The organism is Achromobacter sp. FW305-C-13, assembly GCF_058783475.1.
In genome coordinates this window covers 2,297,218-2,311,069 of sequence record NZ_JBYSYN010000001.1, presented here as the reverse complement: position 1 = coordinate 2,311,069, position 13,852 = coordinate 2,297,218, and the positions used below count along the sequence as shown (strand labels likewise).

The window sequence follows — 13,852 nt, the reverse complement described above, 5'->3', positions numbered from 1 at the left end:
GCCGCTCGGGCGAGGGGCGCATCGGCGCAACGGATGAGGACCCACGCAAATTCGCGAGGATCGGGGCGATGCGCGAAACGGCGAGGGGGCGGCCCGCGCTCATACATTCGGATGACGGTGTTGCTTGCTGGCAACGTATAACAATTCTCATTTGTAAATAGGATTGGTTCTCGATAGCATCGCGCCTTTCATTTATCTGAATAAGGCGTTGCGATGTTGTCCCCGTTTGTCCCGCGCTCCCTGTCCCTGGGCGTCGCGCTAGCCCTGTCGTCCGCATTCCCGCAGGCGATGGCCCAGACCGCCCAACTGCCCGCGATCAGTGTTGAAGGCGTCAGCGCCGATGACCCCCGGGTACCGGAGGTGACCACTGCCACGCGCACCCAGACGCCGGCCCGCTACGTGCCCCAGACCATCGACACGGTCAAGGTCGAGAACGTGCAGACCTACGGCGTCACGACCATCAGCGACGCGCTGTCCGGCATGCCCAACGTATCCAGCGCGCAAGACACGCGTTTCGACTCGGTGCGCATCCGCGGCTTCGACGCCAGCAACGACTTCTATCTGGATGGCATCCGCGACGACAGCCAGTACGTGCGCGATCTGCACAACATCGAACGCATCGAAGTGTTGAAGGGCCCCGCCGCCGTGCTGTACGGGCGGGGCAGCCAGGGCGGCATCGTCAACCGCGTCAGCAAGGCGCCGCAGCCCGGCCGCGAATCCTCCATCGAGGCACAAACGGGAAGCTGGGACTTGCGCAGCGTCTACGGTGACCTGAGCGCCGACCCGTCGGACAACGTCAGCGTGCGCCTGAACGTGGGGCAGGAAGACACCAACAGCTTTCGCCACAAGATCGGCGGCACCCGCCAACTGGTGGCGCCCGCCATCAACTGGCGCATCACGCCGAACCTGGACTGGCTGGTGCAGTACGAATACAGCCGCTATGACCGCACGCCCGACCGCGGCATTCCCAGCGTGAACGGCCGGCCCGCAGACGTGGGCCGCAGCACCGTCTACGGCGACCCGGACCGCGACTACATCGACGACCGCGCGCAGTCCTTCCGCTCGCGCCTGGCGTATACGCTGGCGCCCGACTGGCAGTTGCGCTACACGCTGGGCGTCTTCAAGCTGGATAGCGACTTCGACAACACCTACCTGACGGGTTACAACGCCGCAACCGGCAAGGTCGTGCGCACGCGCTGGCAGCAGGACCTGACGACGCGCAACATCACCAATAACCTGGAAACGGAGGGCCTGTTCCGCACGGGCGGCATCGAACACCGGGTGTTGTTCGGCATTGAACTTGCGCATCAGGACCGGTCGCCCACCTTGTATTCGGCCGCCACCAGCGGTCCGGGGGCGCAGCCCGTGCCGTCGCTGGACCTGTACGACCCCGACCTGTCCCAGCAGCACAACGGACGGATGGCGATCAACAGCGATGCGCGCCACAAGGTGAAGAGCCAGGGCTACTACGTGCAGGACCAGATCAAGCTGAACGACGCCTGGCAAGTGTTGATGGGCGTGCGGATGGACCGCTTCAGCATCGACTCCACCAATCGCCTGCTGGACGCGTCTGCCTCGCATGACAGCAGCGGCGTCAGCCCGCGGGTGGGGGTGGTGTGGACGCCCGTGCGCGACCATTCCCTGTATGCGTCGTACAGCAAGACGTTTTCGCCCACCGGCGGCGGCACGATCGGCATCACGCCGAATGCGCGCGGCAACACCAACGACCTGGACCCGGAGCACACGCGCCAGACGGAAGTGGGGGTCAAGAGCGATTGGCTGGACGGGCAGCTCAGCACCACCCTGGCGCTGTATCAGCTGGAGCTCTACAACCGCCGCACGACGGATCCCAACGATCCGACCATCGTGCTGCTGACGGGCAAACAACGTTCGCGCGGGATCGAGCTGACGGCGGCAGGCCGCCTGACGGGCAATTGGTATCTGCGCGGCGGCGTGGGCTTGCAGAACGCGTCCATCGTGGAAGACAACAACGGTCTGGCCGGCAACCGGGTCAGCAACGTGGCGCGGCGCAACGGCAGCGTCTTCCTGACCTACAAGCCGGCTGAAGGGCTGTACGGCGAAACCGGCCTGACCTTCGTGGGCGAGCGCTACGCCGACAACACGAACCTGACGACGCTGCCGGGCTACGCCCGCTGGGACGCGATGCTGGGCTACCGCACGGGCCATTGGGATTGGCGCCTGGCCGTGCGCAACATCACCGACAAGACCTATTACGGGTCGGCCACCAGCGCCGGCCAGATCCAGGTGGGTGAACCGCGCACCGTGGTGGCCACGGCGCAATACCGATTCTGACCTGACAGGGGGGCGCCCGGGGAGGGGCGCCCGCGCAAGGCTTACTGCGGTTCGATCTTGGCGTCGATGGCGCGTTGCGTCCAGATCTGGCGTTGCGATTCAGCGAACGCCTTGTGCTCGGCCACGGAATTGGGCGCGACCTGCATGCCCAGCGCGTCGAATTTCGCCACGGTGTCGGGCTCGCTCAGGATGCGGGCGATTTCGCCGTTCAACCGTTCGACCACCGGGGCCGGGGTACCCGCGGGCGCGGCCACGCCGACCCACACCACCAGGTCGAAATTCTTGTAGCCCGCTTCGGCCAGCGTCGGCACGTTCGGGAAGTCCTTGGCGCGGCTTTGGCCGGTGAAGGCAATGCCCGTCAGCTTGCCGCTGTGCATGAAGGCCGTCACGACGGACTGGTCGGCAAACAGATAGTCCACATGCCCGCCCAGCAGGTCCGTCACGGCGGGCGGCTGGCTCTTGTAGGGCACGCCATTGGCGGCAGCGCCAGCCACGGTGTTGAAAGTGGCGCCCGCGATCTGGCTGGTGGGCGACCCGTAGGCGTAGTTCAGCGGGCGTCCCTGGGTTGCCTGGACCAGCTTGGTGACCGAGGTGTAGGGGGAATCCGCGCGCACCACCAGCATCATCGGAATCGTCGCGATCCGGATCACGTGGATGAAATCCCCGGTCGGGTCATAGGGCAGCTTGCGGAACAGCGCGGGCGTGGCCGAATGTGTCGAACTGCTGGTCAGCACCAGCGTGTAGCCGTCTGCGGGCGCGCGGGCGGCCGTGACGGAACCGATCGTGCCGGAGGCGCCGGGCTTGTTTTCGATGACGATGGGCACGCCCAGGCGCGGACCCAGCTTTTCCGACAGGATGCGGGCGCTGGTGTCGGTGGCGCTGCCGGGCGAAAACGGCACCACGATCGTGATGGGCTTGTTGGGATAGGCATCGGCGGCGTGGACGGCCGTGCCGCTTGCCGCCAGAGTGAAGCCTGCGCAGGCGGCTGCCAGCAAGCGCCGGCGCACCGGGTGCGGAATTCGGGTCATTGAAGTCTCCTGTCTTGTTCTTGCCCAACCGCCACGGCACGCGGCGTCTGGGCCATGCGGCATGATGCGTCTGGCCGGCTTATCTCAACAAGGGACTAATTTTCATAGACCTATTCCGTATCCGGATGAATCGGCCTGTCGTCCAGGAAAGCGGTGGGGTCGGGCGAAGCTTCGCGGGCGTGGAGCGTGGCTTCCAGTTCGTCGAGGAAGGTCTTGGCGGCCAGCGACAGCCGGGTGCTGCGGCGCTGGATCAGCGACAGCTCATGGCGGCGCTGGGGGCCGTCCTGGATGGCCGCTGCATGCAGGCCGAGCAGCCGAGCGAATGCGCACACGTAGCCCGGCACGATGGTGATGCCCAGCCCGGCGCGCACCAGGTTCAGCACGGAAGTCAGCATGCCGGCTTCGATGCCGGAATGGAATTCCAAGTCGAGTTCGCCGCTGATGTGGTCGACGGCGCGGCGCACGCTGTAGACATTGCGCAGCGTGATGTGGTCATGCGCCGCCAGGTCGGCCCAGCGCACGCGGGCGCGCCGCGCCAGCGGGTGGGACGGGGCGCATACGGCGTACATGGAATCGCGGTAGATGACGCGCGCCTCCAGCCCTTCGCCGTGCGCCTGCGTCGACACGATGCCGAAATCGGCACGGCCATGGCGGACGTGTTCCAGCGTGTCGTCCGTATTCAGCTCGTAGAGTTCGAGCTTCACGCCGGCGTGCAGGCGGTGGTAGCGCGTGATCACGTCGCCCAGCAGGCCCACCATCATCATCGGCGAACTGGCCACGCCCACCACTCCGCGCTCCAGCGTGCGCAGCCCGGACATGCTGCGTTCCGCCGCGCGCACCGTGCCCAGGATCTCCTGGGCGTAGGCGTAGAAGTCGGCGGCGCCTTCGCAGGGCGTCACGTTGCGGGTAGACCGTTCGAAAAGCGGCTGGCCCACTTCGGCCTCGAGCTCGGCGCACAGCTTGCTGACGGCGGACTGGGTGACGAAGGCGGCGCGCGCCGCAGCGGTGAAGCTGCGCAGTTCATAAAGCGCGCAGAACACGCGCAGCTGCTTGAGAGTGATGTTCATGTTCGGGCGGGCAGGGCGCGGCCGCCCGGGGTGGGCTTAGCCGCCAGCGTCGAGCATATCCCGATCCGCGTCCTGCCGTGGCGCCGGCCGGCGCAAGGCGCCCGGCGTGCGCGAAAACCGCACCGGGATCGAGGTGGCGGTCAGCGTTCCTTCCGTCGGATGCTCCACGCGCTGGAAGAAGCCGGTGGCCGCCAGATGGGGGTCGTCGAACAGGGCTTCAGGCGTGTTCACAGGGGAATGCGGGATGTCGGCGTCGGCCAGCAGCGCCAGCCAGTCGGCGGTGCTGCGCAGCGCGACGATGCCGGCCAGGTGCTGATACAGCGTATCGAAGTTGCGGCCGCGCGTTTGCGGGCTGAGATAGCGCGCGTCGGCCGCCAGATCGCCGCGTCCCGACAGGCTGAAGAAGCGCTGCCATTGCGCATCGGTATAGGGCAGCAGCGCGATGTAGCCGTCCAGCGTGCGGTAGGGCCTGCGTTCGGGCGACAACACCCGGCTGTAGCCCATCTCGCCGCGCGCCGGGTCGAAGGTGCGCCCGCCCATGTGCTCGATCAGCGTGAAGGACACCATCGTCTCGAACATCGGCACTTCGATCGCCTGGCCGCGGCCGGACTTTTCGCGTTCGTACAGGGCCATGGGGATGGCGTAGGCTAGCGTCAGGCCTGCCACCTTGTCGGCCAGGATGGTGTTGATGTAGGCGGGGGCGCCAGTGTTGCGGCCCTGCAGGTCGGCCAGGCCGCTCATGGCCTGGATGATGTCGTCGAAGGCGGGCTTGGCGGCGTAAGGGCCGTCTTGGCCGAAGCCCACCGCCGAACAATAGATCAGGCGGGGGTTGCGGGCGCACAGGGTCGCGGCGTCAAGACCGGCACGCGCCAGCGCGCGGGGCCGCACGTTCGAGATGAACACGTCGGCGCCATCCGCCAGCGCCAGCAGCCGCTGCAGGTCGGCCGGGTCTTTGGCGTTCAGGGTGACGCTGCGCTTGTTGCGGTTCAGGTTCAGGTAGACCGCGCCCATGCCGGGCGACGCGGCAGGCGCGGATGCGCGAAAGACGTCCCCTTCGGGCGCTTCCACCTTGATGATGTCCGCGCCCATGTCGCCCAGGATCTGCGTGGCGTAGGGCCCCATGCCGACCGAGGTCATGTCGATGACCCGCACGCCGGCCAGCGGACCGCTTGCTTGCGCCGGACTCATTGGCCATCCCGCTTGTGCTTGCGGGCCAGGAACGGCGCCATGTATTGGCGGGGTTCGTCGGTGGTGAAAGCGGCGCCGAAGGCGTCGACGCTGCGGTCCAGGCCGGCTTCGACCGTCGACGTTTCCCAGTAGCGCAGCAGCGCCTTCTGCGAGGCCACGGCGCGCGGGCCGCTGGCGGCGATGGGGCCAACCGTGCGCTCCACCAGCGCGTCCAGTTCACCGGCGTCGCACAGGAACTGCAGGAAGCCCCAGCGCAGGGCTTGCTCGGCGTCAACATTTTCACCGGTCAGCAACAGCCAATTGGTCGCGCCGGGGCCGATCAGCGTGGGTAGTAGCACGGCATGGATCACCGACGGAATGCCGACGCGCACCTCGGGCATGCCGAACACGCCATCGCGCGAACCCAGGCGGATGTCGCAGGCGGCAGCCAGCTCCATGCCGGCGCCTAGGCAGAAGCCGGGGATGCGGGCAATGGTGGGAACCGGCACGTTGCGCACGGCTTCGCACAGCTCGCGCAAGCGGGTGATGAATGCGCGGCCGCCGGCGGGATCCAGTTCGGCCATTTCATAGATGTTGGCGCCGCCGATAAAGGCGCGGTCGCCGGTGCCGCGAATGACGAGCGCCCGCGCATCGGCCTGCGCGGCGATCCACTGCACCGCTTGCGTCAGGCCCAACGTCACGGGCGTGGCCAGGATGTTCAGGCTTTTGGCGTCGTGGATACGCAGGGTGTAGACGCCGCGCTCGTCGCGTTCGATGCGGCTATGGGGAAAGTCGGGGATCGGGGCGTGCATGGGGGGCTTGTCTCCGTAATGGCAGGGTTGCAAGCCATCCTAGAGGGTTCGGTTCATCCCGACAAACAAGGTTTTTTCATGGAATAAGTCCAGTTGGGAATAAATCGGCGGGACGTCCAACCCCCCGGGGGCCGTGGCCGTTCAGGCAACGCCGCCGTTGGCGCGCAGGATCTGGCCATTGACCCAGCCGCTGTCCGGTCCCGTCAGGAACGACACGACGCCCGCGATGTCGTCGGGCTGCCCCAGCCGTTCCAGCGGCGGCATCTTGGCGAAGTGCTCGATCAGTTCGGGGCTCTTGCCCTTCAAGAACAGCTCGGTGGCGACGGGGCCGGGGGCCACGGCGTTCACGGTGATCCGGCGGCCGCGCAATTCCTTGGAAAACACGTGCGTGAAGCTCTCGACGGCGGCCTTGCTGGCGATGTAGACCGCATAGCCCGGCAGGTTCAGCGCAATCGTCGTGCTGGACACGTTGACGATGCTGCCGCCATCGGCCAGCCGGGTGGCGGCTTCGCGCAGGGTGTTGAAGGTGCCGCGCGTATTGATGTCGAAGGTCTGCGCGTAGTCTTCGTCGGAGGTGTCGGCCAGCGGCTGCACCTTCAGGACGCCAGCGCTGTTGACCAGCGCGCTGATGCGACCCAGTTCGGATTCCACCTTGTCGAACAGGGCGCGCACATCGGCCGCCTTGGACACGTCGGCTTGCACCGCGACGGCGCGGCCACCGGCCTGCCGGATTTCGTTGGCCAGCGCGTCGGCTTCCGCCGAGCTGGATGCGTAGTTGATGCCGACCGCAAAGCCGTCGCGGGCCAGGCGGCGCACGATGGCGGCGCCGATGCCGCGGGATCCGCCCGTGACCAGGGCGACGCGTTGCAGGGTCGATTGTGAGGCTGGGGTGTTCATGCGCGTTCTCCGATAGGGAAGGGGTGAGACGCATAATGGACTATTCCAAACCGAAGATAATTACCCTATATTCGCTAACATAATTCCATTTACATTAATAATTGGCAGATCGGCATGGATCGTTTTCAGGAAATGCAGGTGTTTGTCCGCATCGCGGAGCGGGGCAGTTTTTCCCAGGCGGCTGAAGACTTGCAAATTCCCCGCGCCACGGTCACCAACCTGATCAAACGCATGGAAAAGCGCCTGGGGGCGCGGTTGCTGGAACGTACGACGCGCCAGGTGCGGCTGACGCACGATGGCGAGGCCTATTACCAGCGCTGCGTGCGCCTGTTGGCCGACCTGGAAGAGGCCGACGGCGCGTTCCTGAACACCGCGCCCAAGGGGCTGCTGCGCGTGAACGCCCAGGGCACGCTGGCCAAGTATTTCGTAATGCCGGGGCTGCCGGGTTTCCTCGAGCGCTATCCCGACATCGTCCTGCACCTGGGCGAAGACGACCGCCTGGTGGATATGGTGCGCGAGGGCGTGGATTGCGTGTTGCGGGCGGGCGCCTTGCAGGATTCGTCGCTGGTGGGCCGGCAGATTGCCCTGATGCCGCAGGTCACGGTGGCCAGCCCCGCCTACCTGGCGCGTTTCGGCACGCCCGCCAGCGTGGACGATCTGACGGGCCACCGCGCCGTGGATTACTTGTCCAGCGCCACCGGCCGCAGCATTGCGCTGGACTTCATGGTCGACGGGCGCAACGTGCTGGTGCGTCCCGGCTCGGTCATCAGCGTGACGGGGGCCGAGCTTTACACCGGCGCGGCGCTGGCGGGGCTGGGGCTGGCCCAGGTGCCGCGCTACCGGGTGGAACGCGAGCTGGCGGCGGGGCACCTGCGGATCGTGCTGCCCAAGACGCCGCCCGCGCCCATGCCGGTGTCGGTGCTGTACCCGCAGAACCGGCAGGTGTCGGCCCGCGTGCGCGTCTTCACGCAGTGGCTGGCCGACGTGTTCGCCACGGCCTTCGATCAGACGATGCCGGTCAGGTAGTACACCGCGATCACGACGAACACCGACAGGGTCGATATCAACGTGATGGCGAAGATGTCGCCGTAGGACTGGCGGTGCGTTAGGCCGGTGACGGCCAGCAGCGTGATCACCGCGCCGTTGTGCGGCAGCGTGTCCATGCCGCCGCTGGCCATGGCGGCGATCCGGTGCAGCACATCCATCGGGATGCCTGCGGCAACGGCGCCGTCGATGAAGGTCTGCGCCATGGCGGCCAACGCGATGCTCATGCCGCCCGAGGCGGATCCCGTGATGCCCGCCAGCGAGGTCACGGCGATGGCTTCGCCCACCAGCGGGTCGGGAATGGATTTCAGCGCCTCGGCCACCAACAGAAAGCCCGGCAGCGCCGCGATGACGCCGCCGAAACCGTATTCGGCCGCGGTATTCATGGAGGCCAGCAGCGCGCCTGACACGGCGCTTTTGCTGCCTTCGGCGAAGTGCGCCTTGATGCTGCGAAACGAGAACAGCAGGATGGTGAAGATGCCGGCGATCAACGCGCCCATCACGGCCCACAGCGCGACCTGATCGGCGGCGTTCACGGGCATCGGCTTGGGCAGGCCGGGCAGGTTCACCTCGGCGCCTGCGGGATACCAGCCAGGGATCCAGCGCGTCAGCAGGAAGTTGGCAACGCCCACCACCACCAGCGGCAGCAAGGCGACGAGCGGGTGGTGGTCGCGTTCGCTGGGCGGCGTCGTCGGTTCATTGCGCAGCTCGGTCCCGTAGGTCTCGCCGGCCGCCGCCGCGCGCTTGCGCCGCCACTCCAGGTAGGCGATACCCGCCGTCAGCGTGAACGCCGCGCCGATCAGGCCCAGCCAGGGCGCGGCCCACGTGGTCGTTTCGAAGAAGGTGGTGGGGATGATGTTCTGGATCTGCGGCGTGCCGGGCAGCGCCGTCATCGTGAACGTGAACGCACCGAGCGCGATGGCGCCCGGCATCAGCCGCTTCGGAATGCCGCCCTGGCGGAACATTTCGGCGGCGAACGGATATACGGCGAATACCACCACGAAGAGCGATACGCCGCCGTAGGTCAACACGGCGCACACCAGCACGATGGCGACAATGGCGCGTTCCGCGCCGATCATGCGCAGTACCGCCTGCACGATCGCGCGGGAAAAACCCGACAGTTCGATCAGCTTGCCGAACACGGCACCCAGCAGGAACACGGGGAAGTAGAGCTTGGCGAAACCGGCCATGCGCTCCATGAAAATGCCTGAAAACACGGGGGCCAGCGCGGAAGGATCCGTCAGCAATACCGCGCCCATGGCTGCGATGGGCGCGCACAGGATCACGCTGTAGCCCCGATACGCCGCCAGCATCAGAAATGCCAGCGCCGCCACCACGATGAACAATCCGGTCATTCGATACTCCAGGAATGAAGAGATAAGGGGTGAAGGGGCTACACCTTACCTCATCAAACCGGCTCCTCGTGACGCTGGCGGCTCACGCGTCCAGCAGCCCTTGCGCCTGGCGCGCGATGTTCAGGTCGATCGCAGCATCGTCGCCGTCGCCCAGGTACCAGACGGCCGACAGCCCGCACCACGCCACGATCCATTGCAGCAGGCGGCGGCGGTCCAGGCCGGACTCGGCCACGATGAGGTCCAGGCGCCGCTCGAAGCAGCCGGGCACGATAGCCACAGGCGGCACGGGGTCCGACAGGTCGGGGTTGCAGAAGATGTTGGCATAGTCGAACGCGCGTTCGCCGTAGAGCCGCTTGGGGTCGATGACCAGCCAGCCGCGTTCGCCGAAGTCCAACACGTTGTCGTGGTGGAAGTCTCCATGCAGCACCGCGAGGTCGCGCGGATCGTCCAGCAGCGCGCGGGCGTGGCGGGCGCTGTGCGCCAGGATGCCGCCTTGCGCCTGGGCCATGGGCCACAGTTCCACGAACCATTCTTCCAGGCTGCGCAGCGGCGGCAGCGGTTTGACGCGCGGGGCGTGCAGCGCCTTGAGCACGCGGCAAAGGATGCGCGTGGCCTCGTCGTCGCGGCCCGTGCGGGCGTAGGCCGCCAGCGAGCGCGTGCCGGTGGCGCGTTCCAGCAGGATGGCGTAGTCGTCGTGCGCCAGCACGCGGGCTGCGCCTTGGCCGTCCCACCACGTCATCAGCACGCCGCCCTGGCGTTCGTCTTCTTCGACCGAGACCTTTAGCATGGCCGGCGCGCCGTCGCGCGTGACGGGCAGCAGTTGCGCGGCATGAGTCACGATGGGGGCGCCGTCGGGCACGAGGTTCCAGCGGGATAGGTAGGCGTCGAACATGGGGCAGGGGGAGGTGGTTGCCGGGCTGTATATAGTAGGGCCTGTCCTTAGGCCTTAACCCTTAGGCCCGCAATCGTCGGGCATCTTGGAGAATCACGCATGAGCGATCCGCAACCGGACCAGGCGCATTGGCGCGCCGTGGCCGATCAATGGATCTCGTGGGCCAGCACCCCGGGCCATGATGCCTTCTGGGCATACCGTGAGGGCTTTTCGGCCTACTTGGGCGCGGGCCGCGGGCGCGCGCTGGAAGTGGGCTGCGGCGAAGGCCGCATCAGCCGCGAGGCACGGGCGTTGGGCTATCACGTCACCGCAAGCGATGCCGTGGCCGCCATGGTCGAGGCGGCGCGCGCCGCGGATTCCGCCGACCGGTACGACGTCGCTCCCGCGCAGTCCTTGCCTTATGCGGACGGCGAGTTCGATCTGGTGATTGCCTACAACGTGCTGATGGACGTGGACGACGTGCCGGCCGCGCTGCGCGAGGCGCGCCGGGTGCTCAAGCCGGACGGCACGCTGTTCATTTCCATCGTGCATCCCTTCCGTGACCGCGGCCGGTTCACCGGACCGCAAGCGGACGCGCCGTTCGTGATCGACGGCACGTATTACGGGCGGGAACATTTCGACGGCAAGGAAACGCGCGACGGCTTGAGCATGCATTTCGCGGGCTGGTCGCTGCCCTTGCAGGATTACATGGCGGCGCTGGAAGCGGCGGGGCTGGCAATCGTGTCGCTGCGCGAACCGCAGCCGGACGCCGCCCCGACGGCGCAACTGCAGCAATGGACCCGGCTGCCGATGTTTTTGTGGATCAAGGCCAAGCCCATGGCGGGTGGGGTGTAGACGGTCGCGGGTTGCCCGACCCGCTTAAATCGCCGCCGCCTTGCGCGCCAGCCTGGCGACGCCGAAGCTGGTCGCCAGTTCGTGCCCTTCCAGATCCGCCAGGGCAATCCAGCGGGCGTCGCGCGCATCGTCGCCCGCGACCGGTTCGCCGGATTGCCAGCGGCACAGCACGGCGATCAGGATGAAGTGGCGGCGCAGGGCGCCGGCTTCGTCGCGGTCGAAGACGTCTACCGCATCGAATACGTGCAGCGGCTCGGCGACCACGCCGGTTTCTTCCAGCAGTTCGCGCGCCGTGGCGGCCTCGATGCGTTCGCCCGCGTCGATCTTGCCGCCGGGAAAGGCCCAGCAGTTCTCGTCGGGTGGGTTGGCGCGGCGCACCAGCAGCACGTGGCCGTCGCGGACGACGGCGGCGATGGTAGCGGGAATGGGGCGGGCAATGGGGGTGGACATGCGGATTTCCGGCGTAGGGGCAAGCTGCAAGGGTACGCTTTCAGGCCCTTAGCGCAAATCCCCGTGGTGCCGGACGGCATCCTTGGGCACACTGTAGCCGCGCCGAATCGAGCGCGTCAGACCAGAATCAAGGGGCAGCACCATGGACACGCCGGACCGGCAGTTGCGTTATTTCTTGCGGATCGCGGAGCTGAAGTCCTTATCACGCGCCGCCGAGGACCTGGACCAGACGCAATCCGGCCTGAGCCGGCAACTGGCGGCGCTGGAAGCCCACGTCGGCAAACCCTTGTTCACGCGTACCGGCCGGGGCGTGGAACTGACCGTAGCAGGCAGCCGCCTGCTGGAAGGCATTCAGCCCGCCTACCAGAACATCGACCGCGTCCTTGACGCCGTGCGCCAGCAGGAAGGCGTGACCCACGGCACGGTGCGCCTTGCCACCGTGCACACGCTCAGCTACTACTTCATGGCCGACGTCGTGGCCAGCTTCGTCAGCAGCCACGAACACGTGAACCTGTCCGTGATGGGGCGCAGTTCGCCCGACGTGGTGGCCCTGGTGGAAAGCGGCAAGGCCGACGTAGGTTTTGTCTACGACGCGGCGGTGGCCTCGGACAATCTGACGTCCACCCCGTTGTTCGATGACGAGATGTGCCTGATCGTGCGCCGGGACGTGCCGCTGGCGGATGCCGTGGATCTGGGCGGCATGCCGTTGCGGCTGGTGGGCTTTCCGCCGCATTACGCCTTGCGCAAGATGATCCACAGCGCAGGGCTGCAGCCCGAGTTCATGGCCGAGGCCGAGACCATCGACGCCATGCTCAAGCTGGTGTCCTCGGGGGTGGGCGCCTGTATCCTGCCGTCGCGTATCCCCGAAAAGCTGCTGACCGACTACGGCTTGCGCAAGGTCGGCATCCGCAGCCCGGTGCTGCGCCGCCGCGTGGTGGCGATCACGCCGGCCCAGCGCCAGCCCTTGCCGCTGGTGGCCGAGCTGTTGGCGTGCGCGCACCGCATCGCGGCGGCGTAACGCCCAACCCCAGCAACCCCAGCACCCCCGGCGGCCCCGTTCCGCCTTCCGAATAGCTGCTATGAGCCTGGCTGCATGGCTAGTTTGCGCGGTGGTTTCCATACTGTCCTGACCTTGCACGGCGTCCGTCGACGCCGCAAGCCAAGGACATCAAGGGGAAACCATGAATACCGCATTGCGAGAGAAATCGTATTTCGACACCCGCGCCACGCAGGAAATGGCGCGCCATCTGCAGGCCGTGCCGCGCAGCATCCAGGAAACCATGGCCTACGCCTGCCGCATCCTGGCGATGACCGAGCAGGAAGCCGGCCTGGCGGGACAGATCAGCGTGCGCTCGGCGCGCCCGGGCGCGTACTGGACCCTGCGCTTCGGCCTGGGCTTTGACGAGGCGACGCCGGCGGACTTCATTGAAGTCGACCGCGACCTGCACACCCTGACGGGCGACGGCATGCCCAACCCGGCCACGCGCTTCCATCTGTGGGTGTACGAGGCGCGCCCGGATGTGCAATCCATCATCCACACGCATTCGCCGTGGGCCTCGGCGCTGGCCGCCGCGCGCCAGCCGCTGGTCATTTCACAGATGGACATGACGCCCCTGCACGACGACTGTGCCTTCCTGGGTGAATGGCCGGGGGTGCCGATCGCGGACCAGGAGGGCGTGATCATTTCCGAGGCGCTGGGACGCAAGCGGGCCATCATCCTGGCCCACCACGGTTATCTGACGGCGGGTGGCTCCTGCGAGGAAGCGACGTATCTGTCGGTGTATCTGGAGCGTGCGGCGCGCATGCAGATCCGCGCCCAGGCGTTCGGGCCGTTGACGCCGGTAGACGACGCCCTGGCGCGCGAGGCGCACGACTACCTGCTGAAGCCGTCGATCGTGCGCGCGACCTTCGACTACTGGGCCCGGCAAACGCACGGCATCGCGCCGTTGCCTCTGCTCCAAGCCTGATTTCGCTCGCATCCGATCACGACCTT

General features: G+C 67.0%; 13 protein-coding genes. 5 read left to right on the top strand and 8 right to left on the bottom strand.

The features are described 5' to 3' along the window. The first annotated feature begins 213 nt into the window (after nucleotides 1-213). A complete protein-coding gene (locus tag AC3WMU_RS10375) occupies nucleotides 214-2,313 on the top strand; it encodes a TonB-dependent receptor (protein ID WP_427938248.1) in 2,100 nt (699 codons plus the stop codon). Nucleotides 2,314-2,354: 41 nt separating this feature from the next. Here AC3WMU_RS10375 and AC3WMU_RS10370 read toward each other — a convergent pair whose 3' ends face one another. The 5 genes from AC3WMU_RS10370 to AC3WMU_RS10350 form a co-directional block, all read right to left on the bottom strand. Next, entirely contained in the window at nucleotides 2,355-3,341 is a 987-nt protein-coding gene (locus AC3WMU_RS10370) for a Bug family tripartite tricarboxylate transporter substrate binding protein (protein WP_454676590.1), read from the bottom strand. Between the two features lie 110 nt (nucleotides 3,342-3,451). After that, nucleotides 3,452-4,408 (bottom strand): LysR family transcriptional regulator, encoded by a 957-nt coding sequence (locus tag AC3WMU_RS10365; RefSeq protein WP_427961246.1) that lies wholly within the window; start codon nucleotides 4,406-4,408, stop codon nucleotides 3,452-3,454. A 36-nt stretch (nucleotides 4,409-4,444) separates the two neighbouring features. Beyond that, on the bottom strand, nucleotides 4,445-5,596 hold the full coding sequence (locus AC3WMU_RS10360) for a CaiB/BaiF CoA transferase family protein (RefSeq protein WP_492282279.1): 1,152 nt from the start codon (nucleotides 5,594-5,596) through the stop codon (nucleotides 4,445-4,447). Continuing rightward, entirely contained in the window at nucleotides 5,593-6,387 is a 795-nt protein-coding gene (locus tag AC3WMU_RS10355) for an enoyl-CoA hydratase (protein WP_492282278.1), read from the bottom strand. Before AC3WMU_RS10355 ends, AC3WMU_RS10360 begins: the two co-directional genes overlap by 4 nt. 141 nt (nucleotides 6,388-6,528) lie before the next feature. Next, nucleotides 6,529-7,284: an SDR family oxidoreductase gene (locus AC3WMU_RS10350; RefSeq protein ID WP_492282277.1), complete on the bottom strand. Its 756-nt coding sequence runs from the start codon at nucleotides 7,282-7,284 to the stop codon at nucleotides 6,529-6,531. A gap of 114 nt (nucleotides 7,285-7,398) precedes the next feature. Here AC3WMU_RS10350 and AC3WMU_RS10345 point away from each other — a divergent pair, with 114 nt between their 5' ends. Then, a complete protein-coding gene (locus tag AC3WMU_RS10345) occupies nucleotides 7,399-8,310 on the top strand; it encodes a LysR family transcriptional regulator (RefSeq protein ID WP_006224161.1) in 912 nt (303 codons plus the stop codon). Here the strand turns inward: AC3WMU_RS10345 and AC3WMU_RS10340 are convergent. Both AC3WMU_RS10340 and AC3WMU_RS10335 read right to left on the bottom strand, forming a co-directional pair. Continuing rightward, nucleotides 8,289-9,683, bottom strand: coding sequence for a GntP family permease (locus tag AC3WMU_RS10340; protein ID WP_488703673.1), 1,395 nt, complete (start codon nucleotides 9,681-9,683; stop codon nucleotides 8,289-8,291). The genes AC3WMU_RS10345 and AC3WMU_RS10340 overlap by 22 nt on opposite strands. An 82-nt stretch (nucleotides 9,684-9,765) precedes the next feature. Next, the gene (locus AC3WMU_RS10335; RefSeq protein ID WP_006224159.1) at nucleotides 9,766-10,575 is read right to left on the bottom strand and encodes an aminoglycoside phosphotransferase family protein; all 810 of its coding nucleotides are present in this window, start codon (nucleotides 10,573-10,575) and stop codon (nucleotides 9,766-9,768) included. Nucleotides 10,576-10,674: 99 nt separating this feature from the next. On the opposite strand from AC3WMU_RS10335, the gene AC3WMU_RS10330 reads away from it, so the two are divergent. After that, a complete protein-coding gene (locus tag AC3WMU_RS10330; RefSeq protein ID WP_492282276.1) occupies nucleotides 10,675-11,409 on the top strand; it encodes a class I SAM-dependent methyltransferase in 735 nt (244 codons plus the stop codon). Between the two features lie 24 nt (nucleotides 11,410-11,433). On the opposite strand, the gene AC3WMU_RS10325 is transcribed toward AC3WMU_RS10330, so the two are convergent. Further along, nucleotides 11,434-11,859, bottom strand: coding sequence for an NUDIX hydrolase (locus tag AC3WMU_RS10325; RefSeq protein ID WP_492282275.1), 426 nt, complete (start codon nucleotides 11,857-11,859; stop codon nucleotides 11,434-11,436). A gap of 142 nt (nucleotides 11,860-12,001) precedes the next feature. Between AC3WMU_RS10325 and AC3WMU_RS10320 the strand changes: the two genes are divergently transcribed. Beyond that, nucleotides 12,002-12,877: a LysR family transcriptional regulator gene (locus tag AC3WMU_RS10320; RefSeq protein WP_006224155.1), complete on the top strand. Its 876-nt coding sequence runs from the start codon at nucleotides 12,002-12,004 to the stop codon at nucleotides 12,875-12,877. A gap of 163 nt (nucleotides 12,878-13,040) precedes the next feature. Beyond that, on the top strand, nucleotides 13,041-13,826 hold the full coding sequence (locus AC3WMU_RS10315; protein ID WP_492282274.1) for an aldolase: 786 nt from the start codon (nucleotides 13,041-13,043) through the stop codon (nucleotides 13,824-13,826). Nucleotides 13,827-13,852: the final 26 nt, after the last annotated feature.

Excerpts from the sequence above, each read along its gene's own strand:
- AC3WMU_RS10375 (WP_427938248.1), top strand. The coding sequence starts at position 214 with ATGTTGTCCCCGTTTGTCCCGCGCTCCCTGTCCCTGGGCGTCGCGCTA.
- AC3WMU_RS10370 (WP_454676590.1), bottom strand. The coding sequence starts at position 3,341 with ATGACCCGAATTCCGCACCCGGTGCGCCGGCGCTTGCTGGCAGCCGCC.
- AC3WMU_RS10365 (WP_427961246.1), bottom strand. The coding sequence starts at position 4,408 with ATGAACATCACTCTCAAGCAGCTGCGCGTGTTCTGCGCGCTTTATGAA.
- AC3WMU_RS10360 (WP_492282279.1), bottom strand. The coding sequence starts at position 5,596 with ATGAGTCCGGCGCAAGCAAGCGGTCCGCTGGCCGGCGTGCGGGTCATC.
- AC3WMU_RS10355 (WP_492282278.1), bottom strand. The coding sequence starts at position 6,387 with ATGCACGCCCCGATCCCCGACTTTCCCCATAGCCGCATCGAACGCGAC.
- AC3WMU_RS10350 (WP_492282277.1), bottom strand. The coding sequence starts at position 7,284 with ATGAACACCCCAGCCTCACAATCGACCCTGCAACGCGTCGCCCTGGTC.
- AC3WMU_RS10345 (WP_006224161.1), top strand. The coding sequence starts at position 7,399 with ATGGATCGTTTTCAGGAAATGCAGGTGTTTGTCCGCATCGCGGAGCGG.
- AC3WMU_RS10340 (WP_488703673.1), bottom strand. The coding sequence starts at position 9,683 with ATGACCGGATTGTTCATCGTGGTGGCGGCGCTGGCATTTCTGATGCTG.
- AC3WMU_RS10335 (WP_006224159.1), bottom strand. The coding sequence starts at position 10,575 with ATGTTCGACGCCTACCTATCCCGCTGGAACCTCGTGCCCGACGGCGCC.
- AC3WMU_RS10330 (WP_492282276.1), top strand. The coding sequence starts at position 10,675 with ATGAGCGATCCGCAACCGGACCAGGCGCATTGGCGCGCCGTGGCCGAT.
- AC3WMU_RS10325 (WP_492282275.1), bottom strand. The coding sequence starts at position 11,859 with ATGTCCACCCCCATTGCCCGCCCCATTCCCGCTACCATCGCCGCCGTC.
- AC3WMU_RS10320 (WP_006224155.1), top strand. The coding sequence starts at position 12,002 with ATGGACACGCCGGACCGGCAGTTGCGTTATTTCTTGCGGATCGCGGAG.
- AC3WMU_RS10315 (WP_492282274.1), top strand. The coding sequence starts at position 13,041 with ATGAATACCGCATTGCGAGAGAAATCGTATTTCGACACCCGCGCCACG.